This window comes from Arthrobacter sp. TJ-265 (genome assembly GCF_058269135.1).
Genome location: NZ_JBZCND010000004.1, coordinates 60,167 through 84,359 on the forward strand (window position 1 = coordinate 60,167; position 24,193 = coordinate 84,359).

Sequence of the window (24,193 nt, forward strand, 5' to 3'; positions counted from 1 at the left end):
GGTGAGGCCGCCCGCAAAGGGGCCCAGTCCCGGTGCTTCGACCGACTCGAAGTTCTGCAGGTCGTGCGGCCGCCGCATGGAGTGGCGGAAGAAGTGGGAGCGGACCTGGGACACGGTGCTCTACTGCAGCGACGCCTGCCGGGCCCGCAAGGTCAAATCGATCGACACGGCCCTCGAGGAGTGGCTCCTGGCACGCCTCCGGAGCGTGCCGCGCGGACAGGGCCTCGACCCGGCGGAGGCCGCCCGGGCCCTCGACGAGGACGGCGGGAGCCTCCTGTACGAGCCTGCCCGGAGCGCGGCGCGCCGCCTCGTGAACCGTGGCCTCGCGGAGATGGTGCAGCGCGGCGTCGTCGTCGACCCGTCGACGGCGAAGGGGCCCGTGGCCCTGCGGTCACCTCGCTGACGGAATCCGCTCCGTCGCAGCCACGCGCTGCGCAGGCTCGTAGCGGACGGTCCGGGCCGAGCGGCGGGCGGCCGCGCGCAGACCTGCGAGGGGAGAGCCGGAGGTTCCGGGAGCCGCGCCCAGCACGCCGGCGGCCCTCGCCTGGACGAGGACGTTGCCGAGCGCCGTCGCCTCGACCGGGCCTGCGAGGACCGGCAGTCCCGTGCGGTCGGCGGTCAACTGGCACAGCAGCGTGTTCTGCGACCCTCCGCCCACCACGTGGAGGACGTCGATGCGGTGTCCTGACAGCCGGACGGCGTCCTGCAGCGTCCGCGCGTAGGCTGCGGCGAGGCTGTCCAGGATGCACCGGACCACGGCCTCCCGCGTCGGCAGGACGTCCCGCCCCGCCCCGGCGGCCCGCCGGATGCGCGCGGGCATGGCGTCCGGCGCCAGGAAGTCGGTGCTGTCCGCGTCGATGGTCGGCCCGTCGGCCGGCAGGGTCGCCGCGGCGGCCAGCAGCCCGGTGAGATCGGGCTCGGGCCCTTCGATGCTCCATTCCCGCAGGCACTCCTGCAGCAGCCAGAGTCCGCCGGTGTTGCGCAGGTAGCGGATGGTCCCGTCGACGCCCCGCTCGTTGGTGAAGTTCGCGGCGCGGCTCTCCCCGGTCAGGATGGGGGCGTCGAGTTCGACGCCGACGAGCGACCACGTGCCCGAGGAGATGTACGCGAAGTGCGGGGAGTCCGCGGGGACCGCGGCGACGGCGGAGGCGGTGTCGTGCGACCCGACGGCGACGACGGCGGTGGCCGCCGGGAGGCCCGTCGCCGACGCGACGGCCGGCAGCAGGCGGCCGACCACCGTGCCGGGTTCGACGAGCGGCGGGAAGAGTTCCGGGGGCAGGCCGAGCGGGTCGAAGAGATCGGCCGCCCAGGTGCCGGTGGCGGCGTCGAGCAGTCCCGTGGTGGAGGCGTTCGTGGCTTCCGTGCGGCGCTCGCCGGTCAGCCGGTACGCGAGCAGGTCGGGGATGAGCAGCGCCTGGACACCCTCGAGCGACCGCTCGGCGGCGAGCTGGTAGACCGTGTTGAACGGCAGGAACTGCAGCCCGGTGCGCGCGTACAGCCGCTCGGGCGGCACGGCACCATGCACGACGGCGATGCTCGCCGCGGTGCGGTCGTCCCGGTAGCTGAAGGGCAGATGCCGGAGCGTGCCGGCGTCGTCGACGAGCCCGTAGTCCACCGCCCACGTGTCGATGCCGATGCTCGCCACGGTGCCACCCGCCCGCGCCGCGGCCTCACCTGCCAGACGGAGACCCGTCAGTACCTCCGCGAAGAGCGCCTCGATGTCCCACCGCAGGGCGCCGCCGAGGAAATGCGCGCCGTTGGGGAAGCGATGGACGGTTTCGAGCTCCGGACCGGCGTCCGTGAGCCTGCCGAGGATCACCCGGCCGGAGGACGCCCCGATGTCCACGGCCACGAACACCGGTGTCGGGTCGACCACCATGTCAGCGCAGGAACGCCGCGGCGACGCCCGCGTCCACGGGGATGTGCAGCCCCGTGGTGTGCGAGAGTTCGGCGGAGGTCAGGACGGCCACGGCATTGGCGACGTTCTCCGGCAGCACCTCGCGCTTGAGCAGCGTCCGCTGGGCGTAGTACTCGCCCAGCTTCTCCTCCTCCACGCCGTAGACCGCTGCCCGCTTGGCACCCCAGCCGCCGGCGAAGATGCCGGAGCCGCGGACCACGCCGTCGGGGTTGATGCCGTTGACGCGCACGCCGTAGCCGCCGAGCTCGGCGGCGAGGAGGCGCACCTGGTGGGCCTGGTCCGCCTTCGTGGCGCTGTAGGCGATGTTGTTCGGCCCGGCGAACACGGAGTTCTTGGAGGAGATGTAGATGATGTCCCCGCCCATGTCCTGTTCGATCAGCACCTTCGCGGCTGCCTGCGACATGAGGAAGGACCCCTTCGCCATGACATTATGCTGCAGGTCCCAGTCCTTCTCGGTGGTCTCGAGCAGGGGCTTGGAGATGGACAGCCCGGCATTGTTGACCACGAGGTCCAGCCCCCCGAACGCCAGTACGGCGGCCTTCACGGCCTGAAGCACCTGGGCCGGATCAGTGACGTCGGCCTGCACGCCGATGGCGATGTCGGACCCGCCGAGATCCTCGGCGACCCTGCTCGCGCTGTCGATGTCCAGGTCCGCGATGACCACGCAGGCGCCCTCCGCGGCGAGGCGCGTCGCGATGGCCTTGCCGATGCCCGACGCCGCTCCCGTCACCAGGGCGATGCGCCCCGCGTGGGACTTCGGTTTCGGCATGCGCGCGAGCTTGGCCTCCTCGAGGGCCCAGTACTCGATGCGGAACTTCTCGCTCTCCTCGATCGGCGCGTAGGTCGAGATGGCTTCGGCGCCCCGCATGACGTTGATGGCGTTGAGGTAGAACTCCCCGGCGACGCGGGCGGTCTGCTTGGTGGCGCCGTAGGAGAACATGCCGACGCCGGGCACCAGCACGATCGCCGGGTCCGCGCCGCGCATGGCAGGGGAGTCCGGCGTCGCATGGCGGTCGTAGTAGGCGGCGTAGTCCGCGCGGTATCGAGCGTGCAGTTCGCGCAGGCGCAGCAGGCAGCTCTCGACGTCGGCGTCCGCCGGCAGGTCGAGGATCAGCGGCTTCACCTTGGTGCGCAGGAAGTGGTCGGGGCAGCTGGTCCCGAGCGCCCCGAGGCGCGGGTGCCCGGTGGACGCGAGGAAGTCGAGGACGCGGGGATCGTCGGTGAAGTGGCCCACCTGTGCCTTGTCCGTGGAGGCGAGGCCACGGATGGTCGGCGCGAGGGTCGCGGCCTTCACCCGGCGCTCCTCCTCGGGCAGTGCGGCATAGCCCTCTTGCGCCGGCCCGAAGGGTTCCGGACGGCCGTGCTCGGCGATGTACCGCTCCGCCACCTCGATGATCCACAGCGAGTTCGCCTCGGCCTCCGCTGACGTGTCGCCCCAGGCGGTGATGCCGTGGCCGCCGAGGATGGTGCCGATGGCTTCGGGGTTCGCCTCCTTGAGGGCGGCGATGTCGAGGCCGAGCTGGAACCCGGGCCGCCGCCAGGGCACCCAGACCACCTTCGGCCCGAAGATGGTGCTGGTCAGGGCCTCGCCGTCCGCCGCGGTCGCGACGGCGATCCCGGAGTCGGGGTGCAGATGGTCCACGTGCGCGGCGTCGACGAGCCCGTGCATGGCGGTGTCGATGGACGGCGCCGCCCCGCCCTTTCCGTGGAGGGTGTAGTCGAACGCGGCGACCATCTCGTCCTCGCGCTCCACCCCCGGGTACACGGAGCGCAGGGACTGCAGGCGGTCGAGCCGCAGGACGGCGAGCCCGGACTCCGTGAGCGTGCCGAGGTCGCCTCCGGATCCCTTGACCCAGAGCAGCTCCACGTCCTCGCCCGTGACGGGATCGACGCCCGTGCCCTTGGCGGACGTGTTGCCGCCGGCGTAGTTCGTGGTGCGCTTGTCGGCGCCGAGCCGGTTGGAGCGCCCGATGAGGTCGCTGACGGTCTGATTGGCTGTGCCGTTGGTAGGTGTGGCCGTCGTCGGCTGCTTCGTCGTCACTGTCATGCTCCCCATCCGGCCTGCTGGCCGCCCTGCCGTTCGGTGTTGATCCGGTCCTGGTATCCGCTGTCGCGGTACGCGGTCAGGGGATCCGCAGGGAGTCCCTTCGACTCGCGCCACCGGGCCAGGCCCGGGCGGACGTCGGTGTAGAAGGCGTCCATCAGAAGGGCGTTGGCGCCGAGGACGTCGCCGGCCTCCTGCGCTGCGGTGAGGGCGGGGCGGTCGATGAGCAGGGCGCGCGCCGTCATCTCCTGCACGTTCAGCACCGAGCGGATCTGCCCGGGGATCTTCTCCTCGAGGTTGTGGCACTGGTCGAGCATGAGGGCGATCCCGCTGGACGGGTCGAGGCCGCCGCCGCGGATCACCTCGGCCATGATGCGGAAGAGCTGGAACGGGTCCGCCGCCCCGACGATGAGGTCGTCGTCCGCGTAGAAGCGGGAGTTGAAGTCGAAGGAGCCGAGCTTCCCGAGGCGGATCAGCTGCGCCACGATGAACTCGATGTTGGTCCCGGGCGCGTGGTGGCCCGTGTCGAGGCAGACGAGGGCCTTGTCGCCGAGCTGCTGGCAGTGGGCGTAGGAGGTACCCCAGTCGGGGACGTCCGTGTGATAGAACGCCGGCTCGAAGAACTTGTACTCGAGCACCAGCCGCTGGCCCTCGCCGAGGCGGTCGTAGACCTTCCGCAGGGAGTCCTGCAGCCAGTCCTGCCGGGACCGCATGTCGGCCTGCCCCGGGTAGTTCGAGCCGTCCGCGAGCCAGATCTTCAGGTCCCGGGAGCCGGTGACGTTCATGACCTCGATGCATTCGTACATGTGGTCGATCGCCTTGTTCCGCACGGCGGCGTCGCTGTGCGTCAGGCTGCCGAACTTGTAGTCGTCGTCCTGGAACGTGTTGCTGTTGATGGTGCCGAGCCGTACGCCGTGCTCGCCGGCATGCGCGGCGAGGCTCGCGTAGTCGTCGACCCTGTCCCAGGGGATGTGGAGGGCCACGCTCGGGGCAAGGCCGGTCAGTCGGTTGACCATGCCGGCATCGGCGATCTTCTCGTGGACGGTGCGCGGCGTGCCGGGCGTCGCGAACACCTTGAACCGGGTCCCGGAATTGCCGTAGGCCCAGGAGGGCACCTCGATGGCGAGCTGGTCCAGCTCTGCCGCGATGTCGTCGATGACAGTCATGTACTCTCTCCAGCGTGCGGGCCGGGTGCTTCATTCCACCGGCGGTGATTCTCGGGTTCTGTCGCCCGTCCGGACGGGGCCCGGACGAGGAAGTGGATGCGTCGTGCTTTTGAATCGTTTCATTAGCACGTTTCAAAGCTATCCTTGCGGGAGACCGAGTGTCAACCGTCCTATCGGCGCCCCGCCGACGCGCGACGAGACCTCCGAGACAGCCGGAGTCCCCATGAGCAGCCGACCAGTCAGCATCAAGGACGTCGCGGACAGGGCCGGAGTGGCGGTCGGAACCGTCTCGAACGTGCTGAACCATCCTGCGCGCGTCTCCACGGCCACCCGCGAGCGCGTGCAGGCCGCGATCGACGGGCTCGGCTTCGTGCGGAACGACGCCGCCCGGCAGTTGAGGGCGGGCCAGAGCCGCACCATCGGCCTGGTGGTGCTCGACGTCGGGAATCCCTTCTTCTCCTCGCTCGCCCGCGCGGCAGAGGACTGTGCTGCCGAGAACGGGAGCACCGTGGTGCTCGGCGACAGCGGCCAGGACGCGGAGCGCGAGGCCCGGTACATCGACGTCTTCGAGCAGCAGCGTGTGCAGGGCATGCTCATCTCGCCGGTCGGGGATGTGGGCCCACGCGTCGAGGCGCTGCGCCAGCGGGGCATGCCCGTGGTGCTCGTGGACCGCGTCGACCCGCAGCGACGCTGCAGCTCGGTGTCCGTGGACGATGTCGCCGGCGGCTACATCGCCGTCCGGCACCTGCTCGAGGCGGGCCGGCGGCGGATAGCGTTCGTGGGGACCAGGGCCGACTACCGCCAGGTCGCGGACCGTCTGGCGGGTGCCCGCCAGGCGATCGCGGAGCAGGACGGCGCCGTGCTGGAGGTCCTCGAAGCCGATGCCATGACGGTCCTGGCCGGCCGGGACGTCGGGGAGACCATCGCCCGGCGCCGGCACGAGGAGCTGCCGGACGGCATCTTCTGCGCCAACGACCTCCTCGCGATCGGCGTCATGCAGGCTGTCCTGCTGATCCGCGGCCTCCGGATCCCCGAGGACCTCGCGCTCATCGGGTACGACGACATCGATTTCTCCGCCTCCACGGTGGTCCCGCTGACGAGCGTCCGCAAACCGACCGAGCTCATGGGGCGCACCGCCGTCGAGCTGCTCCTCGAGGAGATCGAGGGGCCCACCGCCCGCCGGCGCCAGGTGATCTTCGATCCCGAACTCGTGGAACGCCGCAGCTCGCAGGCCCGGGTCCAAGCTCCCGGCTGACGGGTCGACCCCGCGGTCGCGCCGGGGTCACAGTCCGATCTCGGCCTGTTGACGGCCCTGTGGGTCGCGCCTACTATTCGAGGACATCGAATCTGAAACGATTCATTTCTTCCCGAGGAGTCGCAGTGACGCACCCTGATGGCCCTGGCAGTGACGCCACGGACCCGTCCGCACCGGGGCGGACCCCCGTGCTGGCACTCCGCGGGGCGCTGAAGACCTTCGGTCCGGTCGTCGCCCTCGCCGACGGCACCATCGACCTGGCGGCAGGCGAGATCCACGCGCTGGTCGGTGAGAACGGCGCCGGGAAGTCCACCCTCGTGAAGATCCTGGCGGGGGTGCACCACCCGGACGCGGGGGAGTTCCTCGTCGGCGGGCAGAGCGTCAGCTTCCGCAACGTCGCCGACAGCAAGGCTGCCGGGATCTCCGTCATCTACCAGGAACCCACGCTCTTCCCCGATCTCACGGTCGCCGAGAACATCTTCATCGGGCGGCAGCCCCGGGGCCGTTTCGGCCTCATCAGCCGCGTCGAGATGCGGCGCCGCGCGAGGGAGCTGTTCGGCCAGCTCGGTGTCCCGATCGACCCCGACCGCGTGGCCGAGGGACTGTCCATCGCCGACCAGCAGATCATCGAGATCGCCAAGGCCATCTCCCTCGATGCCCGCATCCTCGTCATGGACGAGCCCACGGCGGCGCTCAGCGGCGTCGAGGTGGACCGCCTGTTCGCCGTCGCCCGACGCCTGCGAGACGCCGGCAGCGGCATCCTGTTCATCTCCCACCGTTTCGACGAGGTCTTCGGCCTGTGCGACCGCATCACGGTGATGCGGGACGGCGCCTACATCGCCACCCACGAGACGCGGGCCACGTCGGTGGAGGCGATCGTCCGGGAGATGGTGGGACGCGACATCGACGCCCTGTTCCCGAAGACCGAGACGAAGGCCGGCGACGTCGTCCTGGAGGTCGAGGGACTGACCCGGCCGGGCGTCTTCCACGACATCGACTTCGAGGTGCGCGCGGGCGAGATCGTCGCACTGTCCGGGCTGGTGGGAGCCGGGCGCACCGAGGTGGCCCGCGCCGTGTTCGGGATCGACCGCTACGAGTCGGGCACCGTCCGGATGGCCGGCACGCCGCTGCGCCGCAAGGACCCGCGTGCCGCGATCGACGCCGGGATCGGCTTCGTCCCGGAGGACCGCCGGAAGCAGGGGCTCGTCATGGACCTGTCGGTCGAGCGCAACACGGCCCTGACGCTCCGTCACTCCCTCGCGCGGTTCGGCATCATCAGGGCGCGTGCCGAGCGCGAGGCCGCCGAGACCTGGGGCAGGAGGCTGCAGGTGAAGGCGGGCTCACCCGAACACGCCGTATCCACCCTGTCCGGTGGGAACCAGCAGAAGGTCGTCCTCGCGAAGTGGCTCGCCACGGACCCGAAGCTCCTGATCATCGACGAGCCGACGCGCGGCATCGACGTCGGGACCAAGGCGGAGGTGCACCGCCTCATCTCCGAGCTGGCGGGACGGGGCATCGCGATCCTCATGATTTCCTCCGAGCTGCCCGAGGTGCTGGGCATGGCCGACCGCGTGCTGGTCATGCGGGAGGGCCGGATCACCGGGCGACTCGACCGCGCAGAGGCCACCGCAGAAACCGTCATGCATGCCGCCACAGCATCCCTGGAGTCCTCGCGATGAGCCTCGACAGCAAGAACGCGCCCGCCCGCCCGGCTCCCGGACACGAGAGGACCTCGGTCCTCGCCTCGCTCCTGAAGCTCCGCGAACTCCCGGTGATCCTCGCCCTGGTGCTGCTCGTCGCCGTGACCGCGGCGCTGAACCCGCTGTTCCTCAGTGAACAGGGCATCAAGGACCTGCTGCTCAACGCGACCATCCTGATGATCCTGGCCGTCGGTCAGACCCTCGTGATCATCACCCGGAACATCGACCTGTCCGTCGGATCCATCCTCGGGCTCGTCGCCTTCGGGACCGGCAGCCTCTTCGCCGCCGCGCCCGATGTGCCGATCGTCGTGGTCTTCGTCCTCGGGATGCTCCTCGGCGCCGCCCTCGGCGCGTTCAACGGTCTCCTCATCACCATCGCGAAGGTCCCGGCCCTCGTCATCACGCTCGGCACGCTCTACATCTACCGGGGCATCAACAACGCCTGGGCCGGTGGTACCCAGTACTTCGCCGGCGACCGGCCCCAGGCGTTCGGCGACCTGTCCGTGGACACGTTCCTCGGGTTCCCCCTGATCACGCTCATCGCGGTGGGCGTCGTCGCGATCGTCGCGGTCTACATGCTCGGCACCCGGCAGGGACGGGACCTGTACGCCATCGGGTCGGACCCCGACGCCGCCCGCCTGTTCGGCATCCCGGTGACCCGCCGCGTCCTGCTCGCCTTCGTGGTCAACGGACTGCTGGCCGGCCTGGCCGGCGTCCTGTACGCCAGCCGCTTCAACTCGGTGGGCGCGACGACGGGGGCGGGCCTCGAGCTCGACGTCGTCGCCGCCGCGGTGGTCGGCGGCGTCGCGATCTTCGGCGGCAGCGGCACCGTGCTCGGCGCCGCGATCGGCGCCCTCCTCCTGACCACGATCACCAGCGCCCTGACGGCGCTGCGTGTCGACAAGTTCTGGCAGCAGGCCATCGTCGGCGTCCTGATCCTCGCCGCCGTCGTCATCGACCGCATCGCCAGTGTCCGGTCCGCCCGCAAGCTCCGGATCGCGGAGGCCCGCAATGTCTGACCGCCTCGACGACCAGCCCGGTGCGCAGAACGCCACCCCGACCGAAGGCCACCCGCCGGAGAACGGCACCCCAGCGAAAGGCAGGCGCATGTCCGCCCCAGGCACCAGGACCCCCGAGGAGAAGCAGCCGAAGCAGGCGCGTCCGGCGGGGCGGAAGGCCGACACCACGAAGGTGCTCGCCATCCCGAAGGGGCGTACGGGCGCCGCGCGGATCCTCCTCGGGCGCGACGCCGTCATGATCTACGTGCTCATCGTCGTCGTGGTCTACGCCTGCCTCACGATCCCGCGGTTCGCGTCACCGGTCACCGTGGGGTTCCTGCTCCTCGACGTCATCCCGACCCTGCTCATCGCGCTGCCGATGACGCTCGTCATCATCTCCGGGGAGATCGACCTCTCGGTCGCGAGCATCGCCGGGCTGACCAGCGCCCTCATGGGTGTCCTCTGGCAGGGCGGCATGCCGATCGCGCTCGTCCTGGTGGTGTGCCTGCTGGCGGGACTCGTCGCGGGAGCCTTCAACGGAGTGCTCATCGCCTATCTCGGGCTACCGTCCCTTGCGGTGACCATCGGCACGCTGGCGCTCTTCCGCGGCCTCGCGCTCGTGGTGATCGGCGACAACGCCGTGGCGAACTTCCCGCCCGGGCTCACCGCCTTCGCCACCTCGAAGATCGGCGGCACCGGCATCCCGACGGTCATGATCGGCGTCGTCGTGCTCATCGTCGCGTTCGCCGTCGTCCTGCACTTCACGCCCTTCGGCCGGGGGCTCTTCGCCCTCGGGTACAGCAGGGAGGCCGCGACGTTCGTCGGCATCGACGTCGCCCGGTCCAAGTTCCTGCTGTACCTGGCCACCGGCACGGTGTCCGCGCTCGCCGGCATCTACTGGACGCTCCGGTACTCGAGCGCCCGGAGCGACAACGCGAGCGGCCTGGAACTCGCGGTGATCGCCGCGGTGCTGCTCGGCGGAGTCTCGATCTTCGGCGGCAAGGGGTCCATCCCCGGGGTCCTGGCCGGGGTGCTGCTGATCGGCACCATCAACTATGCACTCAAGCTGGACCGCGTCTCCGAGGTGGTCCTCATCATCGTCACGGGCTCCCTCCTCATCATCTCGGTGGTGGCGCCCAACATCGCGTCCGCCATCCGCGAGGCACGCCACGCCAGGCGTGTCCGCACCGCACCACTTCCCTAGGCCGTCCCCCTGGGGTTGCACCCGGCGACTGGTTCCCAGCGCACATCGAAAGGAAGAAACAATGAGGTTCATCCATTCCGGATCCACCCGACGGCGGATGGCCGTCGCGGCCCTCGCCACGAGCGCCGCGCTCGTCCTCAGCGCCTGCGGCGGCGACACCGGCTCCGACAGCGGGGGCGAGGGCGGCAGCGGGTCGGAAGGCGAGCAGACGATCACCTTCATCCCCAAGCAGCTCAACAACCCCTACACCGACGTGGTGCTGGGCGGCGGTGAGGACGGCGCCTCGGAGGCCGGTTTCGCGTCCTCGGAGGTGGTGGGCCCGCTGGATGCCAGCGCATCGAGCCAGGTGTCTTTCATCAACGCCGAGACGCAGCGCGGCACCAACGTGATCGTGATCGCCGCCAATGATCCCGATGCCGTGGGCCCCGCCCTCGAGGAGGCCCGTACCGCCGGCGCGAAGATCGTGGCGTTCGACTCCGACACCAACCCCGACTACCGCGACCTCTTCGTCAGCCAGGTGGACGCGAAGGAGGTGGCGCTGATCCAGCTCGAGCTCATCTCCGAGCAGATCGGTGGAGCGGGGGAGATCGCCATCCTCTCCGCCACCGCGAATGCCACGAACCAGAACGAGTGGATCAAGTTCATGGAGGAGGAACTGGCGTCCAACCCCGACTACGCGGAGATCGAGCTCGTCGCGAAGGTCTACGGCGACGACGACGACACGAAGTCCTTCCAGGAGGCGCAGGGGCTCCTGCAGGCCTACCCGGACCTGAAGGGCATCATCTCTCCCACCACGGTCGGCATCGCCGCGACCGCCCGGTACCTCTCCACCTCCGAGTACAAGGGCGAGGTCGCACTGACGGGCCTCGGCCTGCCGAACGAGATGCGGCCGTTCGTGAAGGACGGCACCGTCACCGAGTTCGCGCTCTGGGATCCGGCGCAGCTCGGCTACGTCGCGGCCTTCGCGGGCAAGGCACTGGCCGACGGCGACATCACCGGGGAGGCCGGCGACACGTTCGAGGCCGGCGAGCTCGGCGAGCGTGAGATCGGCGACGGCGGCATCGTGCTGGTCGGTCCGCCCACGCAGTTCAACGCGGACAACATCGACGACTACGACTTCTAGCCGCCGAGCAGGGCGGGGCGTCCTCGGATGCCCCGCCCTTCCCGCGGGACTCCGACCCTCCACCTGAGGAGCACGCCCATGACCACCGATTCCGCGGCAGGACCCGACACGCCCCTTGCGCTCCCGGGCCGGCTCGAGCCGGTCCGCCGTCGTCCCACGCGCCTCGGGCTCGTCTCCGGGGGACTCGGAGCATACTGGCCGCAGTTCCCCGACCTCCTGCCCCAGCTGCGGGAATCGGTGCGGTACGTCACCTCACGCTTCGAGGCGCTCGACGCCGACGTGACCGACGTCGGCTTCGTGTCCGACGCGCGGGAGGCGGCCGGGGCGGCCGAGGAGCTCCGGCGCGCGGACTGCGACCTGATCGTCATCTTTCTCACCACCTACCTGACGTCCTCCATGGTGCTCCCGATCGCCCAGCGCTCGCAGACCCCGGTCCTCGTGATCGACCTGCAACCCACGGAGGCCATGGATCACGCGAACTTCGACACCGGCCGGTGGCTCGCCTACTGCGGGCAGTGCCCCGTCCCGGAGGTCGCGAACGTCTTCGGGCGTGCGGGCATCCCCTTCCGCTCGGTGTCCGGGCACCTGAAGCAGGAGTCCGCCTGGGAGCGCATCGGCCGGTGGGTCCACGCGGCGGGCGTGCGGGGCCGGCTCCGGCACGCCCGCCACGGCCTCATGGGACACCTGTACCCGGGCATGCTGGACGTCTCCACCGATCTCACCACGGTCTCGACGACGTTCGGCTCCCACGTGGAGGTGGTCGAGTTCGACGACCTGCGCGAGTTCGTCGGGGAGGTCACGGAGAGCCAGGTCCGGGAGCGCGTGGATCTCGCGCGCAGCCTGTTCACCGTGGACGGATCCGTGGACGACGACGACTTCGCGTGGGGCGCGAAGGTCTCGGTGGGGCTCGACCGGCTCGTCTCGGAGTTCGACCTCGACTCCCTCGCCTACTACCACCGCGGTCTCGCGGGGGAGCAGCACGAACGGCTCGGGGCGGGCATGATCCTCGGCGCGTCGATCCTCACGGCCCGTGGTGTCCCCATGGCGGGGGAGTACGAGCTGCGGACCTCGATCGCGATGCTCGCTTCGCAGGCGATGGGCGCCGGCGGGTCCTTCACGGAGATCCAGGCCCTGAACTTCTTCGACGGCGTGGTGGAGATGGGGCACGACGGCCCGGCGCACCTCGCGGTCAGCGCCGCCCGGCCGCTGCTGCGCGGGCTCGGCGTCTATCACGGCAAGCGGGGCTGGGGCGTGTCCGTCGAGTTCGACGTCCGGCAGGGACCGGTGACGACGTTCGGCATCGGGCAGGACCCGGACGGCTCCTACGTCTTCGTCACCTCCGAGGGCACTGTTGTCCCCGGCTCGCTGCTCGCGATCGGGAACACGACGTCGCGCGTGGACTTCGGGGGAGACCCCGGGGTGTGGGTGGACGAGTGGAGCCGGACCGGCGTCGGCCACCACTGGGCGCTGTGCGTGGGCCATCGGGCCGCCGATGTGAAGGCCGCGGCGTCCCTGCTCGGCGTCGAGCACCGCCACGTCTCGCTCTGATCCTTCCCACCCGCGACATGAACGACGACGAACGGAGACCCATGGAACGCGTCTGCTTCCAGCTGCAGGTCCGGCCCGAGCGCATCCCCGAGTACCGGGAGCGCCACGCGGCGATCTGGCCGGACATGGCCCGGGCGCTGAAGGACACCGGATGGAACAACTACTCGCTGTTCCTGCGCCCGGACGGCCTGCTGATCGGGTACGTGGAGTGCGAGGACTTCGCCGCGTCGCACGCCGCCATGGCCGCGACCGAGGTCAATGCCCGGTGGCAGGCGGAGATGGGACCGTTCTTCGTGGCGCTCGAGGGTCGCCCGGATGAGGGCTTCCTCCGCCTCGAGGAGGTCTTCCACCTGGAGGACCAGCTGTAGGTCTGCGGGCGGCGCCGTCGTCGAGTCCGGACGGCGGGGTGGGCCGATTGAGTCAGACGACGGCGAGGACGGTGAGGGTGACGAGCGCGTTGTTGGCGGCATGGAGGAGTATCGGGGCCCAGAGGTTCCGGTGGAACCGTCGAAGCAGGGCCAGCGCGATGCCGAGGGTGAAGAGGTAGACGAACGTCAGCAGGACGAGGTGGACCGCGGCGAAGAGCGCTGCGGACAGGGTGATCGCGACGACGGGCCGGAAGCGCCGGGTGAATCCGTCCAGGAAGGCACCCCTGAACAGGACCTCCTCCCAGAGCGGGGTGAGGACGGCGATGATCAGGAAGCAGACGGCGATCCACGGGCCCGACAAAGTAATGATCTCCGCGAGGGGGTCGGCGGTTCCGGCCGACGCCGTGTCCACGCCGAGGCCGGTCAGGGCGACGAGGAAGAGGCCCTGCAGGCTGCCGCAGACGAGGATGATGACCGGGATCTGCCAGAGCAGGTGGAACAGCCGGGGCGTGGGGCGCCGGAAGCCGAGATCGGCCGGCCGGAGGCCATTTCGGCGGACGAGGTGGAGATAGAGGGCGAGGATCGCGGCGACCGTGACCGTCACGAGGAACACCGGCAGCAGGGTGGCGAGGGTGAAGTCGACGATGCCTGAGAGCCCGACGACGACGATCGTGCCGGCGACCACGGCGATGTAGACGACCACGAACATCAGCGCCCAGGCCGCCTGACCGAGAGTTGCCGGCCTCACCTGCCGTCCCGCGGATTCTCGTCCGATGCTCGGACTGGTTGTCATAGGAGGTCTCCCTGTCATGATGTGGCCCGCGTCAGGGGGTCAGCGCGGCGACGATGTCGGCCGCAGAGCCCTGCCGGATGTGCCGGTACCCGGTCCCGGCCCAGAGGTGGAGTGCCTGCACATCGTTGCGCACTGCTGCGGCTGCACGCAGGGGGGAGGTCATGTGGTGGATGTGGGGGTAGGCGTGGGCGGTGGTCGGGTGGTCGTCCATGAAGCGGTTGCGCAGGCTCCGTGCCGGTCGTCCGGTGAACGCGCGCGTGACCGACGTCTCCGTGAACTGCGGGTCCCTCAGTGCCGAGCGGTGCGCGGGGGTTGTTCCTGCCTCGTCAGCCAGCAGCAGAGCCGTTCCCACGTGGACGGCAGCAGCCCCGGCACCGAGGATCTCTGTGGCGAGGTGCCGTGTGCTGATGCCCCCGCCTGCTATCAGGGGCAGATCGGTCATGGTCCTGATGGTGGCGAGAAGTTCGGTCAGCGGATGGGTACCGGGTTCGGCGGCAGGATCGAAGGTCGCGCGATGGCCTCCGGCTCCGGGTCCCTGCACCACGAGGACCTGGGCGCCGTTGCCTGCAGCGGTGCGTGCTTCAGCAGCATCCGTGACGGTCACCGCGGTGAGGATCCCCAGCTCGTCGAGGTCGCGCAGGATGGCGGCGGCCGGGCAGCCGAACGTGAAGGAAACCATTTCCGGCTTCGCCGCGCGCACGACGTCGAGCTTGCCCTCCCACGCATCGTCGTCCCAGCGGGGCCGTCCGAGTTCGACCCCGTGCCGGTCCGCCTCCACCTGGAGCTCCTGGCGGTATGCCTCGAGCTCCTTCCCGTCCGCGTCGTCCGCGGACACGACGAAGAGGTTCACCCCCACCGGGCCCCCGGTAAGGGTCCGGGTGGCGCTGATCTGCTGGGCGAGGTGATCCGGCGACTTGTACCCGCCGGCAAGGAACCCCAGGCCACCCGCATTGGTGACCGCTGCTACCAGCTCAGGGGTGGAGGGCCCTCCGGCCATGGGCGCGCCGATGATCGGCCGACGCAGCGAGGATAGATCAGAGGCAAGCACGAGGACCACGGTAGTGCCCATCGTCGGCAGGAGCACCCGCCACCGGCGCGGGACGGTTCCTTGCCTCGAGCATCGCTGCAGGCGCCCCTGTCAAGATGTCTCCTGTCGCTTCATCCGCCTGCGCTTCCGCCACCGACTTTCGGATGATAGGGATCGGCACCTGCCGGCAGACCAGCGGAAGGAGAAGAGCGTGCGTGCGTTGACGGTCACCCCCGGGGTGGCGGACTCACTGGAGCTGCGTGACATTGCCGCGCCGCCCCCCGAGGAGGGCGACGTGCTCGTCGACACGTTGTCGGTGGGGTTGTGCGGAACCGATTCCGAGATCGTCGCCGGCGACTTCGGTGTCGCTCCTCCGGGACAAGACCACCTGGTGTTGGGGCATGAGAATCTGGGCCGGGTTGCTGAGGCCCCTGCCGGCTCGGATCTGGCGCCGGGCGATATCGTGGTCGGCATCGTCCGAAGGCCTGACCCGGTTCCGTGTGGGGCGTGCGCCGCGGGCGAGTGGGACATGTGCCTGAACGGCCGCTATGCAGAACATGGCATCAAGGAACTCGACGGGTTCGCCCGCCAGCAGTGGCGGGGCCAGGCGGACGCCCTGGTGAAGCTGGACCCCGCCCTGCAGCGGGTCGGTGTGCTCCTGGAACCGACGACCGTCGTCTGCAAGGCGTGGGAGCAGATCGAGCGGATCGGCCAGAGGGCCTACTTCGCGCCGGAAACCGTTGCTGTGACCGGAGCGGGTCCCGTCGGCCTCCTGGCAGCGCTTCTCGGTATCCAGCGCGGACTGGAAGTACATGTGTACGACCTCATCACGGAGGGGCCGAAGCCCGGACTGGTGCGCGACCTCGGCGCCGTCTATCACACGGACTCGTTGCAGCACTCGCAGGTGCGTCCCGATGTCATCATCGAATGCACCGGCGTCGCCCCGGTCATCCTCGAGGCCATCACCGGGGGAGGGCAGAATTCGATCACCTGTCTGACCGGGATCTCCGGGGTCGGCGGGAAGACCCCCACGGACATCGGCGATCTCAACCGCACCACCGTCCTCCAGAACGAGGTCATCTTCGGTACCGTCAACGCGAACAAGCGGCACTACACGTCAGCGGCCGCAGCTCTCGCAGCAGCCGACGAGTCCTGGCTGGAGCGGATGATCACGCGACGGGTGAGGATCGACGACTTCCGGGACGCCTTCGAGCAGCACGACGACGACGTCAAGGTCGTCCTGGATTTCCAGGACCCGACGTAACCCCCGTACGGGGTGCGCGGGCCGCGCGCCGCAGCGTGACCGCGAGGGTCCCCGCCACCGGCGTCCACACCAGCCGTTCGATCCGGGACCGCGACGCGAGGTTCATCACCGTGCCGACCATCATGAGTCCGGACGCCGCCGTGAGGATCCGGCGCCGCGCCGTCGGGCCCGGGCCCCTGCCGAGGGTGACCAGGACCAGCGCGGCGTACACCAGCGTGGACACGGCGCTCGATGCCCGGTACTTCGCCGGCAGTACACCCCGGTGGGCGCCCCCGTAGGCCGCTTCTCCCCACGGCGCGCCTGCGGCCAGTGCGGCCTGGAAGCCGCCGACGACGGCGAGGAGGGCGGCGGGGAGGTCGACCGGCCCCTGCGGGGCGCGGCGGAACGGACGTCGGGTCATGCTCGGATCGTAGCGAATGCAGCCACGCCAGAGAATCCCCCGGGAAGCCCACTACTCCCTCTTGCTAGCTACCAGTACACAGTGTTACTTTGTACCAGTAGACAGCGTCACTGAGTAGCTGAGGAGGGCCCATGGGCAAGCAGGCGACGGAGATGCTGAAGGGCACCCTCGAGGGGATCGTCCTCGCACTCCTGTCCGGCAGGTCGGCGTACGGCTACGAGATCACGGCGTGGCTGAGGGATCAGGGCTTCACGGACATCGCGGAAGGCACCATCTACGCGCTCCTGATCCGCGCGGAGCAGCGCGGTCTCGTCGACGTCGAGAAAGTGCCCTCCGAGAAGGGGCCACCTCGCAAGGTGTACTCCCTCAACACGCAGGGGCAGGAGTACCTCAACGAGTTCTGGAGGACCTGGAGCTTCCTCTCGGAACGGCTCGAACAGCTCCGCGAAGGAGGACGGTGACCATGTGGATCGAGAAGATCGTCGGGGATCTCGGCGCCAAGAAGCGGTACAGGGAGTACAGGGAGCGTGTGCGGCGGATGCCCGACGGATACCGGGAGGCGGCCCTCGCGCTCGAGCGCTACCTCCTCCACCTCGGACCGAGCGATGAAGGCAGCAGCCTCATCGCGATGGTCAACGACCTCGCCGACCTGTTCGAGCAGAGCATCGCCGCGGGTACCCCGCTCCGCGACGTCGTCGGGACGGACCCCGTGGAGTTCGCCGAGGAGTTCATGCAGAACTACGGCGGCGGGAGCTGGATCCGGAAGGAACGGGAGCGGCTCGCCAGGGCCATCGACCGTGCTGAGGCGGAGGAACGGCGATGACCACCCAGGCTCCCGCGATCCGGGTGACAGCGCTCGAGAAGTCGTACAGGGAGGTGAAGGTCCTGCGCGGCGTCTCCTTCGAGGTGGCCGTCGGCAGCATCTTCGCGCTGCTCGGTTCGAACGGCGCTGGCAAGACGACCGTCGTGAGAATCCTGTCCACCCTGCTCGCCGGCGACGCCGGGACCGCCGCCGTCAACGGCTTCGATGTCTCCACGCACGCAGCTGACGTGCGCGAGTCCATCAGCCTCACCGGGCAGTTCGCCGCCGTGGACGAAGTGCTCGGCGGACGCGAGAACCTCGTGCTCGTCGCGAGGCTCCGGCACCTCGAGGATCGGAGCGGGATCGCCGATGACCTGCTCCGGCGCTTTGCGCTGACCGAGGCCGCGGACCGCAAGGCCGCGACCTATTCCGGTGGGATGCGGCGTCGCCTGGACATCGCCATGAGCCTCATCGGCCACCCACCCGTCATCTTCCTTGACGAACCGACCACGGGGCTCGACCCCGAGGCGAGGCTCGAGGTGTGGCGGGCCATCCGGGAGCTTGCAGAGCGGGGCACGACCGTGCTGCTGACCACCCAGTACCTGGACGAAGCCGAGCAGTTGGCCGACCGCATCGCGATCCTCCACGAGGGCCGGATCATCGCCGACGGCACCCTGGCCGATCTCAAGCGGCTGCTTCCCCCCGCCCGCGTCGAGTACGTCGAGAAGCAGCCGACCCTCGAGGACGTGTTCCTCGGGATCATCGGCGGGGGCACGGCAGAACCGGCCCCGGGCGACCGGCAGACCCAAAAGGAATCCCGATGAGCACCCGTTTCGTCGGGGATACCGCCGCCCTGACGGGCCGTTCGCTGCGCCACATCACCCGCAGCTTCGACACCATCGTGACGACGGCGGTCATGCCGGTCGCCATCATGGTGCTGTTCGTCGTCGTGTTCGGCGGGGTGATCGACACGGGCACGTCCTCGTACGTGAACTACATGCTGCCGGGCATCCTGCTCATCACGATCGCGTCCGGCGTCGCCTACACCGCATACCGTCTGTTCCTGGACCTGCAGAGCGGCATCTTCGAGCGCTTCCAGTCCATGCCCATCGCACGGTCCAGCATGCTGTGGGCGCACGTGCTGACCTCGCTCGTCGCGAACCTCGTCTCACTCGTGATCGTCGTCGGCGTCGCCCTCCTTCTGGGCTTTCGGACGACGGCGGGTGTCGGTGCCTGGCTCGGGGTCGCCGGCATGCTGGTGCTCTTCACGTTGGCGCTGACCTGGATGGCGGTGATCGCGGGGCTGTCTGCCAGGACGGTGGACGGTGCGAGTGCGTTCTCCTATCCCCTGATCCTCCTCCCGTTCATCAGCTCCGCCTTCGCCCCGACGGAGACCATGCCCGGCCCGGTCCGATGGTTCGCCGAGAACCAGCCCGTCACGTCCATCGTGAACTCGATCAGGGACCTGTTCGCGGGCCGGCCCGTCGGCGCCGATCTCTGGATGGCGCTCGGGTGGTGCGCCGCGCTCCTCGCAGTCGCGTATGCCGTCGCGATCATGATGTACCGGCGCAGGACCCACTGAGGTCGCACGGGTCCCTCCGAGTGGAAACGATCGACCATCTCCACGGGCCCGACGTTGGGATCTCCCGGCCGAGGCCGCTCTGCTCTGAGCAGAGCGGCCCCCATGGAGCTCCTCGCCGGACTACAGTCGGGCTGCATGGGCGAGATTCTGTACTTTCCGTCACCTGCATCCACCGGACGACCGCGGGAGGTCCCGCCCCGGGAGGAACGCCGCCCGGCCGGTCCTCCGCGCACCCCGGGAACCGGCCGGGAGCGCGAACCGCTCCTGCGGGAGGCCTACGGCGACGTGCTGCGCGACCTCCGCCTGGACCGGGGCGAGCGGCTCACGGACGTCGCAGGCCGTGCAGCCATCTCGCCGCAGTACCTCTCCGAGATCGAACGCGGACGCAAGGACGCCTCGTCGGAGATCCTCGCCGCCATCGCCCGCTCGCTCGGCGTGACGGTCCGGACCCTGAGTTCCCATGCCACCGCCCGCATGGCCCAGGGCGGTTCGTCGCAGGTCCACCTCGCCGCCTGAGCGTCCCTATCCCGGCAGGTCGGTCTTCCGGTACTCCACCACGATGTCGACCACCCCGTAGTCCACCGCTTGCCGGGCGTCGAGGACGAGGTTCCGGTCCGTGTCCCGCCGGATGTCCTCCACCGACCTCCCCGTGTGCCGGGCGAGGAGCTCGTCCAGCAGCGCCGTGATCCGCTCCACCTCGTCGGCCTCGAGGATGAGGTCCGGGATGGTGCCCCTGCCCGTGTCGACCGTCGGCTGGTGCAGCACCACGCGTCCGCGCGGCAGGATGGAGCGCGCACCGCGCTCTCCCCCGGCGAGCAGCACCGCCGCGGTGAAGGTCGCCTGCCCGATGCACGTGGTGCGGACCGGGGACGTGACGTACTGCATGGCGTCGTACACGGCGAGCATGGCGCTGATGGACCCGCCCGGCGAGTTGATGTAGAGGTCGATCGGCAGCGACGAGCCGACGGACTCCAGATGGAGCAGCTGCGCGATGAGCGCGTTGGCCACGCCGTCGTCCAGCGGCGTGCCGAGGTAGATGATGCGCTCCGTGAGCAGGCTGCTGAAGATGTCGAGCGTCTGCTGCGACCCGTTGCCGTGGTGCACGGTGACATAGGGGATGGTGTAGCTGCTCATCGCACGCCTCCCAGGCTGACCGCGGGGCGTCGGCCCGGCCGGATGTCGTCGACGTGGTCGATGATCCTGTCCACGAACCCGTACGCCCGGGCCTCGGCTGCGGTGAACCAGCGGTCCCGCAGGGAATCGGCCGTGACGCGCTCGATCGGCTGGCCGGTGTCCGCGGCGATGAGCCCGAGCACGGTGTCCCGCGTGTGCCGGAGGTCCTCCGCCTGGATGGCGATGTCCATCGCGGTGCCGCCGATTCCTCCCGAGCCCTGATGCAGCAGGACCCGCGCGTGGGGCAGGGCGAACCGTTTGCCGTGCGTGCCGGAGCTGAGGAGGAACTGTCCGGCACTCAGGGCCAGGCCGAGGACCACGGTGGAGACCTCGTTCGGGATGAGGCGCATGACGTCGCGGATGGCGAGCATCGCGGGCACGGATCCGCCGGGGGAGTTGATCCACAGGCTGATGTCGCGCTGAGGATCCTCGGCGGAGAGGAGCATCAGCTGCGTGCACAGCCGGTTGCCGCCCTCCTGGTCCAGTTCGGTGCCGAGCAGCAGGATCCGGTGGCTCATGAGCTGCTGGGTCAGGGTGTCGTCGAGGGATGGTGATCTGCGTTCGTCGGTCATGGCCCCACCCTCGTCCCGCCGCCGTGCCCGGGCAATGGCACGCTGCCGCAGGCAGATCTGCTGCGGGCTGCGCGGGTGGGAGGCCCGGAGCTTCACCGCCGGCCTCCCCACGAAGGACCGGCAGGAGTACAGTGTCGCCACGTCCGCAGCGACGTTCCTCGGCGGACCCGATCCTGGAGGCGATGATGGACCCCGTCAGTGTCGACGCCCAGCCCCTGACCATCGAGGACCTCCTGGCCGCCGTCGAGGGTGCAGAACTGAGGCTCGGCGAGGCGGCGCGAGCGCGGATCGCGGCGGGCCGGGTGCTGATCGACGAGGCGCTCGCGTCAGGCATCCCGGTCTACGGGCTCTCCACGAATGTCGGGCACGGCAAGGACCAGCGCGTCCGTCGCGAGGAACTCCAACGGCAGCAGCGGATGCTCGTGGACACCCACGGAGGAGCGTTCGGGCCGCCGCTCGCACAGGACGTCGTCCGGGCGGCCATCGTCGTGCGGATCAACGGCATGGCGAGAGGGGGGTCCGGGGCGAGCCTCGCGGCAGCCGGCACCCTGGTGTCCATGCTCAACGCCGGGGTGCATCCGGTTCTGCCCGGAACCGGCTCCATCGGGGCCGCGGACATCGGCCACATGGCGGGTATCGCGCAGGTGGCCGTCGGCGCAGGCCTTGCCCGGTACGACGGCGTGACCCTCCCGGGCGGGGAGGCGCTGCGCCGTGCCGGGATCCCGCCGCTGCGCCTCGAGGGGAAGGACGGCCTCGCCCTGATCTCCTCCAACGGGGTCTCCGTGGGGCACGGCGCCATCGTGACCGCCCACGCCGCCCGGGTCGCCGACGCCGCCGATGAAGCCGCCGCCCTGTCCCTCGAGGCGACGGGCGGCAATCCGTCCATCGTCCTGCCCGCGGTCGGCCGCGCCAAGCCCTACCCCGGGCAGATCGCCGCCGCGGCGCACCTTCTGGGCCTGCTCCAGGGCAGCCGGCTGCTGGACGCTGCAGGACCGCGGTCCGTCCAGGATGCACTGTCGTTCCGGGTGGTCCCCCAGGTCCACGGGGCCCTGCGGGAGTTCCTGGCGGCCACGCGCCGGTCGGTGGAGGTCGAACTGAACTCCGCGAGTGACAACCCCCTGGCCGACGTCACCTCGGGCACCATGATCAGCAACGGCAATTTCCATCCCATCGTGATGGCCGTGTCCTTCGACGCCCTGCGCGTGGCCCTCGTCCACGTGGGGCAGCTCAGCGAGCGGCGCATGAGCCACCTGTGGGACGCCGTCATGGGATCCCTGGAACGGGGGACTCCACCGCCGGCGATGGGCCCGGCGTCACTGCCCGGCGTCCAGCTCCGGTACGCCGCGTCGGCCTGCTTCACGGCCCTCCGTCTTCTGGCGGCCCCCGCGACGCTCAACTCGACCGTCCTGGATCTGGGCGTCGAGGATCATGCCACGGGGGCTGTCCTCGGTGTCAGGAAGACGGAGGAGGCCCTGGGACTGCTCTCGGATCTCCTCGCGATCGAAGTGCTGCTGGCGGTCGACGTGCTCGACCTGTCGTCCCCCACCCGGCTGGGCAGCGGGACCGCCCGGGTGGCGGCGCTGGTCCATGCGGCGGCCGTGGGGGCGGCATCTGCGGCAGAGGTCCACCACAGGATCCGGGAGCAGTATCCGGCCCCGAGCCGTCAGTAGCTCGCGCGGGGACCGCCGTCTGCTGCCGGGATGAAGCCGGCGGCGAGGGCCTCGGAACCGCGGGCGAGCAGCGCGACGTCGGCGCCGACCAGGACGAACCCGGCCCCGTTGTCCAGATACCGCCGTGCGACGGACGGGGTGAAGGCGTTGACGCCCGCCGGCTTGCCGGCCCGCGTCGCGGCCGCGAGGCACTGCTCGACGGCGGCCACCACCTCGGGGTGTTCCTGCCGGCCGAGAACACCCATGGACGCCGCGAGATCGGACGGGCCGACGAAGATCGCATCGACGCCGTCGACCGCGAGGATGTCCTCCACCGCGTCGACGGCCGCCGTCGACTCGATCTGCACGGTGACGCTGATCGTCGAGGACGCACGCGCCAAATAGTCGGGCACCCGGTTCCAGCGGGCGGCCCGGGCGAGCGCCGACCCGACGCCGCGCACGCCCTCCGGTGGGTAGCGGGTCGCGGCGACGGCGGCCTCGGCGTCCGCGACGGAATGCACCATCGGGACCAGCAGGTTCTGCACGCCCAGGTCCAGGTACTGCTTGATGAGGACAGCGTCGTTGACGGGTGGCCGGACGAGCGTCCGCACCGGGTACCCCTGGACGGCCTGCAGCTGGGCGAGGATCGACTCGAGGCCGTTCGGGCTGTGCTCGGCGTCCACGAGCAGCCAGTCCAGCCCCGCGCCGGCGCAGATCTCGGCGACCAGCGGGCTACCCGAGCACACCCACATGCCCACGAGCGGGCGGTCGGCGGCGGCCAGCGCCTCGCGGAAGGAATCCCCTAGTGGAAGCGGCATGTGACAGCCCCCAACGGTCCGTAGTCGGCGTGGACGGTGTCGCCCGCATGAACCCACATGGGCCGGGTGAATGATCCGGCGAGGATGATGTCGCCCGCCTTCAGGCCGTCCCCGTGGGCGGCGATCGTGTTGGCGAGCCAGTGCACGCCAGCGGCCGGGTGGTCGAGGACCCCGGCGGCCACGCCGGTCTCCTCGACCACCTGGTTCTTGTAGAGGATGGCGGACACCCAGCGGAGGTCGACGGCGTCCGGCCTCACCGGTCTGCCGCCGACGACCATGGCGCCCATCGCCGCGTTGTCGGAGATGGTATCCACGATGGTGCGCCCCTGCATCTCGATGCGCGAGTCGAGGATCTCGAGGGCCGGCACCACGTAGTCGGTGGCATTCAGGACGTCGAAGATCGTGCAGCCCGGCCCGGCGAGATCGTGCTTGAGCACGAAGGCGAGTTCCACCTCGACCCGTGGATGCGTGTAGGTGTCCCACGCTACCGAGCAGCCGGTCTCGAACACCATGTCGTCGAAGATCGCCCCGTAGTCCGGCTCCGTGATGCCCGTCGCGGCCTGCATCGCCCGTGAGGTGAGCCCGATCTTCCGCCCCACGAGCGTGCGGCCGGCGTCCTCGTTCCGCTGCCGCCACAGGCGCTGCACCGCGTAGGAGTCCTCGACGGTCATGCCCGGGTAGCGGGCCGTCAGCAGCGGGACCGGGGTCCTCGTCCGGGCGGCGTCGAGGAGTTCGTCGGCGATCTGGCTGATGGTCTGCGGATCGAGCATCGGGTTCCTTCGGTGGCGG

General features: G+C 70.1%; 25 protein-coding genes. 15 read left to right on the forward strand and 10 right to left on the reverse strand.

The window, feature by feature from the left end:
* The first annotated feature begins 1 nt into the window (after position 1).
* Entirely contained in the window at positions 2-403 is a 402-nt protein-coding gene (locus AC4D2E_RS14065; protein ID WP_490953148.1) for a DUF2256 domain-containing protein, read from the forward strand.
* Here AC4D2E_RS14065 and AC4D2E_RS14070 read toward each other — a convergent pair.
* The 3 genes from AC4D2E_RS14070 to rhaI are packed head-to-tail and all read right to left on the reverse strand — an operon-like array spanning position 392 to position 5,128.
* Positions 392-1,879, reverse strand: a complete 1,488-nt coding sequence (locus tag AC4D2E_RS14070) for a rhamnulokinase (protein ID WP_490953018.1) — start codon at positions 1,877-1,879, stop codon at positions 392-394. The two genes, AC4D2E_RS14065 and AC4D2E_RS14070, sit on opposite strands and share 12 nt — an antisense overlap.
* A 1-nt stretch (position 1,880) precedes the next feature.
* Positions 1,881-3,965 carry a bifunctional aldolase/short-chain dehydrogenase gene (locus AC4D2E_RS14075; RefSeq protein ID WP_490953019.1) on the reverse strand — a complete coding sequence of 695 codons (2,085 nt, stop codon included), beginning with the start codon at positions 3,963-3,965 and terminating at the stop codon, positions 1,881-1,883.
* Positions 3,962-5,128: an L-rhamnose isomerase gene (gene rhaI / locus AC4D2E_RS14080; protein ID WP_490910323.1), complete on the reverse strand. Its 1,167-nt coding sequence runs from the start codon at positions 5,126-5,128 to the stop codon at positions 3,962-3,964. Before rhaI ends, AC4D2E_RS14075 begins: the two co-directional genes overlap by 4 nt.
* A gap of 223 nt (positions 5,129-5,351) precedes the next feature.
* Between rhaI and AC4D2E_RS14085 the strand changes: the two genes are divergently transcribed.
* The 7 genes from AC4D2E_RS14085 to AC4D2E_RS14115 all read left to right on the forward strand — a co-directional run bounded on the left by AC4D2E_RS14085 (position 5,352) and on the right by AC4D2E_RS14115 (position 13,324).
* Complete coding sequence (locus tag AC4D2E_RS14085; RefSeq protein ID WP_490953020.1) at positions 5,352-6,383, forward strand: LacI family DNA-binding transcriptional regulator; 1,032 nt, start codon at positions 5,352-5,354, stop codon at positions 6,381-6,383.
* A 125-nt stretch (positions 6,384-6,508) separates the two neighbouring features.
* Positions 6,509-8,062: a sugar ABC transporter ATP-binding protein gene (locus AC4D2E_RS14090; RefSeq protein ID WP_490953021.1), complete on the forward strand. Its 1,554-nt coding sequence runs from the start codon at positions 6,509-6,511 to the stop codon at positions 8,060-8,062.
* Positions 8,059-9,102 (forward strand): ABC transporter permease, encoded by a 1,044-nt coding sequence (locus AC4D2E_RS14095; protein ID WP_104167760.1) that lies wholly within the window; start codon positions 8,059-8,061, stop codon positions 9,100-9,102. Before AC4D2E_RS14090 ends, AC4D2E_RS14095 begins: the two co-directional genes overlap by 4 nt.
* Positions 9,095-10,285, forward strand: coding sequence for an ABC transporter permease (locus AC4D2E_RS14100; RefSeq protein WP_490953022.1), 1,191 nt, complete (start codon positions 9,095-9,097; stop codon positions 10,283-10,285). The genes AC4D2E_RS14095 and AC4D2E_RS14100 overlap by 8 nt, the downstream gene beginning before the upstream one ends.
* A gap of 61 nt (positions 10,286-10,346) precedes the next feature.
* Complete coding sequence (gene rhaS / locus AC4D2E_RS14105) at positions 10,347-11,408, forward strand: rhamnose ABC transporter substrate-binding protein (RefSeq protein ID WP_181033627.1); 1,062 nt, start codon at positions 10,347-10,349, stop codon at positions 11,406-11,408.
* Positions 11,409-11,486: 78 nt separating this feature from the next.
* On the forward strand, positions 11,487-12,956 hold the full coding sequence (locus AC4D2E_RS14110; RefSeq protein WP_490910319.1) for an arabinose isomerase: 1,470 nt from the start codon (positions 11,487-11,489) through the stop codon (positions 12,954-12,956).
* 17 nt (positions 12,957-12,973) lie between these two features.
* Entirely contained in the window at positions 12,974-13,324 is a 351-nt protein-coding gene (locus AC4D2E_RS14115; protein WP_490910318.1) for an L-rhamnose mutarotase, read from the forward strand.
* A gap of 52 nt (positions 13,325-13,376) precedes the next feature.
* Here the strand turns inward: AC4D2E_RS14115 and AC4D2E_RS14120 are convergent, their stop codons facing one another.
* Together AC4D2E_RS14120 and AC4D2E_RS14125 are read right to left on the reverse strand one after the other, a co-directional pair.
* Positions 13,377-14,117, reverse strand: a complete 741-nt coding sequence (locus AC4D2E_RS14120) for a CPBP family intramembrane glutamic endopeptidase (RefSeq protein WP_490910317.1) — start codon at positions 14,115-14,117, stop codon at positions 13,377-13,379.
* 31 nt (positions 14,118-14,148) lie between these two features.
* Positions 14,149-15,165, reverse strand: coding sequence for a nitronate monooxygenase (locus tag AC4D2E_RS14125; RefSeq protein WP_258069865.1), 1,017 nt, complete (start codon positions 15,163-15,165; stop codon positions 14,149-14,151).
* Positions 15,166-15,355: 190 nt separating this feature from the next.
* On the opposite strand from AC4D2E_RS14125, the gene AC4D2E_RS14130 reads away from it, so the two are divergent.
* Positions 15,356-16,408 (forward strand): glucose 1-dehydrogenase, encoded by a 1,053-nt coding sequence (locus AC4D2E_RS14130; protein WP_490910316.1) that lies wholly within the window; start codon positions 15,356-15,358, stop codon positions 16,406-16,408.
* On the opposite strand, the gene AC4D2E_RS14135 is transcribed toward AC4D2E_RS14130, so the two are convergent.
* Complete coding sequence (locus AC4D2E_RS14135) at positions 16,374-16,808, reverse strand: hypothetical protein (protein ID WP_490910315.1); 435 nt, start codon at positions 16,806-16,808, stop codon at positions 16,374-16,376. The two genes, AC4D2E_RS14130 and AC4D2E_RS14135, sit on opposite strands and share 35 nt — an antisense overlap.
* Positions 16,809-16,939: 131 nt before the next feature.
* On the opposite strand from AC4D2E_RS14135, the gene AC4D2E_RS14140 reads away from it, so the two are divergent.
* From AC4D2E_RS14140 to AC4D2E_RS14160, 5 genes are all read left to right on the forward strand, one after another.
* Positions 16,940-17,269: a PadR family transcriptional regulator gene (locus AC4D2E_RS14140; RefSeq protein WP_490910314.1), complete on the forward strand. Its 330-nt coding sequence runs from the start codon at positions 16,940-16,942 to the stop codon at positions 17,267-17,269.
* 2 nt (positions 17,270-17,271) lie between these two features.
* On the forward strand, positions 17,272-17,631 hold the full coding sequence (locus AC4D2E_RS14145; RefSeq protein WP_490910539.1) for a DUF1048 domain-containing protein: 360 nt from the start codon (positions 17,272-17,274) through the stop codon (positions 17,629-17,631).
* Positions 17,628-18,434 carry an ABC transporter ATP-binding protein gene (locus AC4D2E_RS14150; protein ID WP_490953023.1) on the forward strand — a complete coding sequence of 269 codons (807 nt, stop codon included), beginning with the start codon at positions 17,628-17,630 and terminating at the stop codon, positions 18,432-18,434. The genes AC4D2E_RS14145 and AC4D2E_RS14150 overlap by 4 nt, the downstream gene beginning before the upstream one ends.
* Positions 18,431-19,192 carry an ABC transporter permease gene (locus tag AC4D2E_RS14155; RefSeq protein WP_490910312.1) on the forward strand — a complete coding sequence of 254 codons (762 nt, stop codon included), beginning with the start codon at positions 18,431-18,433 and terminating at the stop codon, positions 19,190-19,192. The genes AC4D2E_RS14150 and AC4D2E_RS14155 overlap by 4 nt, the downstream gene beginning before the upstream one ends.
* A 135-nt stretch (positions 19,193-19,327) precedes the next feature.
* A complete protein-coding gene (locus AC4D2E_RS14160) occupies positions 19,328-19,708 on the forward strand; it encodes a helix-turn-helix domain-containing protein (protein ID WP_104167765.1) in 381 nt (126 codons plus the stop codon).
* A gap of 6 nt (positions 19,709-19,714) precedes the next feature.
* On the opposite strand, the gene AC4D2E_RS14165 is transcribed toward AC4D2E_RS14160, so the two are convergent.
* Both AC4D2E_RS14165 and AC4D2E_RS14170 read right to left on the reverse strand, forming a co-directional pair.
* The gene (locus AC4D2E_RS14165; protein ID WP_490910311.1) at positions 19,715-20,326 is read right to left on the reverse strand and encodes a ClpP family protease; all 612 of its coding nucleotides are present in this window, start codon (positions 20,324-20,326) and stop codon (positions 19,715-19,717) included.
* Positions 20,323-20,937, reverse strand: a complete 615-nt coding sequence (locus AC4D2E_RS14170) for a ClpP family protease (protein WP_104167767.1) — start codon at positions 20,935-20,937, stop codon at positions 20,323-20,325. The genes AC4D2E_RS14165 and AC4D2E_RS14170 overlap by 4 nt, the downstream gene beginning before the upstream one ends.
* Before the next feature lie 131 nt (positions 20,938-21,068).
* On the opposite strand from AC4D2E_RS14170, the gene AC4D2E_RS14175 reads away from it, so the two are divergent.
* Positions 21,069-22,607, forward strand: a complete 1,539-nt coding sequence (locus AC4D2E_RS14175) for an aromatic amino acid ammonia-lyase (RefSeq protein WP_490953024.1) — start codon at positions 21,069-21,071, stop codon at positions 22,605-22,607.
* Here the strand turns inward: AC4D2E_RS14175 and AC4D2E_RS14180 are convergent.
* The gene (locus tag AC4D2E_RS14180) at positions 22,601-23,404 is read right to left on the reverse strand and encodes an HpcH/HpaI aldolase family protein (protein ID WP_490910308.1); all 804 of its coding nucleotides are present in this window, start codon (positions 23,402-23,404) and stop codon (positions 22,601-22,603) included. The genes AC4D2E_RS14175 and AC4D2E_RS14180 overlap by 7 nt on opposite strands.
* Positions 23,389-24,174 (reverse strand): 2-oxo-hept-4-ene-1,7-dioate hydratase, encoded by a 786-nt coding sequence (gene hpaH / locus AC4D2E_RS14185; protein WP_490953025.1) that lies wholly within the window; start codon positions 24,172-24,174, stop codon positions 23,389-23,391. The genes AC4D2E_RS14180 and hpaH overlap by 16 nt, the downstream gene beginning before the upstream one ends.
* Positions 24,175-24,193: the final 19 nt, after the last annotated feature.

What these genes read in the sequence shown, in the direction of transcription:
- AC4D2E_RS14070 (WP_490953018.1), bottom strand. Translation starts at nt 1,879, where the DNA reads ATGGTGGTCGACCCGACACCGGTGTTCGTGGCCGTGGACATCGGGGCG.
- AC4D2E_RS14075 (WP_490953019.1), bottom strand. Translation starts at nt 3,965, where the DNA reads ATGACAGTGACGACGAAGCAGCCGACGACGGCCACACCTACCAACGGC.
- rhaI (WP_490910323.1), bottom strand. Translation starts at nt 5,128, where the DNA reads ATGACTGTCATCGACGACATCGCGGCAGAGCTGGACCAGCTCGCCATC.
- AC4D2E_RS14085 (WP_490953020.1), top strand. Translation starts at nt 5,352, where the DNA reads ATGAGCAGCCGACCAGTCAGCATCAAGGACGTCGCGGACAGGGCCGGA.
- AC4D2E_RS14095 (WP_104167760.1), top strand. Translation starts at nt 8,059, where the DNA reads ATGAGCCTCGACAGCAAGAACGCGCCCGCCCGCCCGGCTCCCGGACAC.
- AC4D2E_RS14100 (WP_490953022.1), top strand. Translation starts at nt 9,095, where the DNA reads ATGTCTGACCGCCTCGACGACCAGCCCGGTGCGCAGAACGCCACCCCG.
- rhaS (WP_181033627.1), top strand. Translation starts at nt 10,347, where the DNA reads ATGAGGTTCATCCATTCCGGATCCACCCGACGGCGGATGGCCGTCGCG.
- AC4D2E_RS14110 (WP_490910319.1), top strand. Translation starts at nt 11,487, where the DNA reads ATGACCACCGATTCCGCGGCAGGACCCGACACGCCCCTTGCGCTCCCG.
- AC4D2E_RS14115 (WP_490910318.1), top strand. Translation starts at nt 12,974, where the DNA reads ATGAACGACGACGAACGGAGACCCATGGAACGCGTCTGCTTCCAGCTG.
- AC4D2E_RS14120 (WP_490910317.1), bottom strand. Translation starts at nt 14,117, where the DNA reads ATGACAACCAGTCCGAGCATCGGACGAGAATCCGCGGGACGGCAGGTG.
- AC4D2E_RS14135 (WP_490910315.1), bottom strand. Translation starts at nt 16,808, where the DNA reads ATGACCCGACGTCCGTTCCGCCGCGCCCCGCAGGGGCCGGTCGACCTC.
- AC4D2E_RS14140 (WP_490910314.1), top strand. Translation starts at nt 16,940, where the DNA reads ATGGGCAAGCAGGCGACGGAGATGCTGAAGGGCACCCTCGAGGGGATC.
- AC4D2E_RS14145 (WP_490910539.1), top strand. Translation starts at nt 17,272, where the DNA reads ATGTGGATCGAGAAGATCGTCGGGGATCTCGGCGCCAAGAAGCGGTAC.
- AC4D2E_RS14150 (WP_490953023.1), top strand. Translation starts at nt 17,628, where the DNA reads ATGACCACCCAGGCTCCCGCGATCCGGGTGACAGCGCTCGAGAAGTCG.
- AC4D2E_RS14155 (WP_490910312.1), top strand. Translation starts at nt 18,431, where the DNA reads ATGAGCACCCGTTTCGTCGGGGATACCGCCGCCCTGACGGGCCGTTCG.
- AC4D2E_RS14160 (WP_104167765.1), top strand. Translation starts at nt 19,328, where the DNA reads ATGGGCGAGATTCTGTACTTTCCGTCACCTGCATCCACCGGACGACCG.
- AC4D2E_RS14165 (WP_490910311.1), bottom strand. Translation starts at nt 20,326, where the DNA reads ATGAGCAGCTACACCATCCCCTATGTCACCGTGCACCACGGCAACGGG.
- AC4D2E_RS14170 (WP_104167767.1), bottom strand. Translation starts at nt 20,937, where the DNA reads ATGACCGACGAACGCAGATCACCATCCCTCGACGACACCCTGACCCAG.
- AC4D2E_RS14180 (WP_490910308.1), bottom strand. Translation starts at nt 23,404, where the DNA reads ATGCCGCTTCCACTAGGGGATTCCTTCCGCGAGGCGCTGGCCGCCGCC.
- hpaH (WP_490953025.1), bottom strand. Translation starts at nt 24,174, where the DNA reads ATGCTCGATCCGCAGACCATCAGCCAGATCGCCGACGAACTCCTCGAC.